The 3,378-nt window shown below is 71.8% G+C and carries 3 protein-coding genes and 1 pseudogene; 2 read left to right on the forward strand and 2 right to left on the reverse strand.

Translation table 11 applies throughout. From position 1 onward, the window contains the following. Window positions 1-90: 90 nt before the first annotated feature. Both ACWD3D_RS35035 and ACWD3D_RS35040 read right to left on the reverse strand, forming a co-directional pair. A complete protein-coding gene (locus tag ACWD3D_RS35035) occupies window positions 91-432 on the reverse strand; it encodes a GNAT family N-acetyltransferase (RefSeq protein WP_451464727.1) in 342 nt (113 codons plus the stop codon). A 15-nt stretch (window positions 433-447) separates the two neighbouring features. Beyond that, window positions 448-1,479: pseudogene (locus tag ACWD3D_RS35040) on the reverse strand (pirin family protein); the annotation flags it as partial. Between the two features lie 77 nt (window positions 1,480-1,556). On the opposite strand from ACWD3D_RS35040, the gene ACWD3D_RS35045 reads away from it, so the two are divergent. Then, window positions 1,557-2,045, forward strand: coding sequence for a carboxymuconolactone decarboxylase family protein (locus ACWD3D_RS35045; RefSeq protein ID WP_451464725.1), 489 nt, complete (start codon window positions 1,557-1,559; stop codon window positions 2,043-2,045). Between the two features lie 373 nt (window positions 2,046-2,418). Beyond that, on the forward strand, window positions 2,419-3,378 hold a 960-nt coding region (locus ACWD3D_RS35050), incomplete at its 3' end, for an undecaprenyl/decaprenyl-phosphate alpha-N-acetylglucosaminyl 1-phosphate transferase (protein ID WP_451464726.1).

Here is a 3,378-nt window from a genome sequence, read left to right on the forward strand (position 1 = left end):
GGTGCCCCCCGCGCCCCCACCACCACCTTCTCCGCCTCCCGACGCACGGCACCGGACACCGCCGGTCCGGCGGGACTCTCAGAACACGACCTACTGGGAGCGGGCCGCCTCCAGCCACTCCAGGACATCCGGGGTGACCGGGTCGGTGATGTCGGCGAACTCCGTGTGCTTCGTGAGGAACTTCGCGACGTAGGGGCAGACCGGCACGATCCGCTTCCCCGAGGCGCGTACGTCGGTGAGCGCCTGCTCCACGAGGACGGAGGCCAGGCCCTGGCCGGCGAACGTGTCGTCGATCTCGGTGTGGAAGAAGACCCGCTGGTCGTCGCGGTCGCGGTAGGCGGTCAGTCCGGCGCGGACGCCGTCGACGTGGATCTCGTAGCGGTGCCTGGCGTCGACACGCTCGACGCTCGGAGTGGCTGAGGACCGGCTCATGGAATTCCCTTCGTTGTGGGGCGGGTTGCCTCGCGGTGCGAGAGCGGCGTTCGGCAGGGCCGGGGCGGGGATACGGTCGCCGGGGTAGCCGTCCACGTGGCCGAAGCGGCTCGACGCCGCCTCCCACGCCTCGCGCGCCTCGACGATGTCCTGGTGGCTGCGGCCCACGAAGTTCCACCACATGACGATCTTCTCTTCGAAGGGCGTTCCCCCGACGAGCACGGCCCGGGCGGGGGTGTCCGACTCGTTGGTCAGCGTCATCGTGCGATACCCCGGACCCGCGTAGCCCAACTCGGCCGGTCCGAGCAGGGTTTCACCCATGCGGACGCTCCCCTGGTCCACGAGCAGACCGTGTTCGAACCCGGCGTCCGTGTCCAGTGTGACGGTCGTGCCGGGTTCGACGACCAGTTCGGCGCCGAGCAACGGAGTGAACGTGGGTACGGGGGAGGTCTCCCCGGCGAGCGACCCGAGGAACACCCTGATCACGGCGCCGTCGACGTGCACCGGGTCCGGGACGTGGTGGCGGAAGTCACGCCCGGTGCGCCGGTGTTCCTCCGGGAGCGCCACCCACAGCTGGACACCGTGCAGGATCGTCGTACCGGCGGTGGAGACCTCGGTGTGGCTGATCCCCAGGCCGCCGGTCATGAGGTTGAGCTCGCCCGGGCGAACGAGAGCGTGGCTGCCCAGGCTGTCGCGGTGTTCGATCTCCCCGCTGAAGAGCCAGCTGACCGTCTGCAGGCCGGTGTGCGGATGGGGTGCCACGTCCATCCCGCCCGTCTCGGCGACGTCGTCGGGGCCGTAGTGGTCGATGAAGCACCAAGCGCCGATGAACGTACGGGCCCGCTGCGGCAGGGTGCGCCGGACCGTCATCGCCCGGGGGCCGCCGAGGGGCACGTCCCGGGGTGTGAGTACCTCCACCCGGGCGGGTCCGGCCGGGCGGTCGTGCTCTCCGGCCGCTTCGGACCGCGTGATCCGGCCGGAACCGGGGCCGCCGGTGGCCCCCGGCGTCCCGCTCCCGCCAAGGGTGCTTTCATGTTCAACGATCATGCTCGAAATGGTAAGCCGCCGCCCGGCCGGGCGTGCGGGGTGGTGGAGGGGCGACGAGCCCCGGTGAGGAGACACGGGTGAGCGGCACCGAAACGGCCCGCGGTGAGCGCCGGATCTACATCGACAAGCAGAGCCCGAAGGTCTACCACGCTCTGGTGGCGACCTCCGACGCCGTCCGCACCGCCGCGGAGGAGGCCGGGCTCGGTCGCACCCTGGTGGAGCTGGTCAACCTGCGGGTCTCCCAGATCAACGGATGCGCCTTCTGCCTGGACGTGCACACCCGCGCCGCACTGCGCGCCGGCGACACGGCCCGGCGTCTGGGGGTGCTGGCCGCCTGGCGCGACACCGAGGTGTTCACGGCGCGGGAACGCGCCGCACTCGCCCTGGCGGAAGCGACGACGAACCCCGCCGATGCCGCGCTCCAGGAGGGTTCCTACGCCCTGGCGCGGGAAACCCTCTCCGACGACGAGATCGCGGCGGTGATCTGGGTGGCCGTCGCCATCAACGCCTTCAACCGGGTCTCCATCATGAGCAAGCACCCGGTGCGGGCCCTTCCGGGGCAGTGAGGTGAGGGCGGTCCGGCCCGGGTGTTCCCGGATGCCGGGTGCCGCACCGTCCGCGTGACCGCGTGACCGCGTGACCGCGTGACCGCGTGACCGCGTGACCGCGTGACCGCGTGACCGCGTGACCGGGTTTGCGGGCGGTCGGCCGTGGTCGTCCTGTCCGGTGTCCAGCTGTTCGGTTTCCCTCGAACTCCAATCAAAGTGCCACTCTGCGTGTTATTTGGGGCATATCCCGACATGTGCACCTTAGGTTGTGGAACGACTCCACTCGGGTGGCGCCGTGCGCCACCCCGGTAACGCGTTCCGAGGTGCCGTGCGGGGCTGTCCCGTACGGCTGAGGACGCCACGGGGCCAGGAACGAGGAAAGGCAGAGCAGGTGAACGTGGTCGGCGTCATCATCTCCGGGGCTGTCGCGCTGGTGATCACCGTGGCACTCACCGCGGTCGTCCGCGGACTTGCCCCGGTCATCGCGGCGAAGAGCGGCCGCCGGGGGCCCCGGCGGACCGTCGGTACGGGCGTCGCGGTCGTCATGGCGACCACCGGCGTCATGCTCGCCGCGCCCCGACTGGGCCTTCCGGAGCCCGGATCCGGCGTGCGCATCCTGCTCGCCGCGTCCGCCGCGGTCGCGGTGCTCGGACTGGTGAAGGAACTGCGCCCGGTGGGCGCCCGCATCGAACTCGTCTTCCACGCCGTACTGGCGGCACTCGTCGCGGCGTTCTCCGGACTCTCCCCGGTGGCAGCGGTGTGCGGAGCCGTACTCATGGTGGTTCTCACCCACGCGCTCCAGTTGCTGGAGGGCTCCGACGGTACGGCGGCCGGTGTGACCGTCGTCCTCGCCGCCGGACTGCTCACGTGCGCGGCGGCCGACCACCACCCCGGAACCGTGCTGCTGCTTGCCGTGGTGGCCGCCTCCGTGTCCGGCGTCCTGCCGTACAACTGGCCCCCCGCACGTGTCTTCTACGGCTCCTGCGGCTCGCGGTACACGGGCTTCCTGCTCGCCGGATCCGTCCTGCTGCTGCTCGCCGGCGCCCCGTCCGGGAGCGCCGCGTGGGTCTCGGTACCCGCGCTGATGACGGTGGCCCTCGCCGACCTGGTCCTCGTCCTGCTGTCGCGGCGGAAGGCGGGCCGACCGCTCCTGGCGCCCGCCCAGGACCACGCCGTCCACCGCCTGCGCCGTCTGCGGCTCACGCCGCGGGGAGCGGCGGTCACCCTCATCCTGGCGACGGCGGCCTGCGCCACCACCGGGACGCTGATTCACACCGACGTGCTCCACCCGGCGCGAGGGCCTCGCGATGCTCCGCGAGCAGGCGGCCCGGACCCCGAAGGGGCAGTGGGT

Source organism: Streptomyces sp. NPDC002690 (assembly GCF_053592415.1).

What these genes read in the sequence shown, in the direction of transcription:
- ACWD3D_RS35035 (WP_451464727.1), bottom strand. Translation starts at nt 432, where the DNA reads ATGAGCCGGTCCTCAGCCACTCCGAGCGTCGAGCGTGTCGACGCCAGG.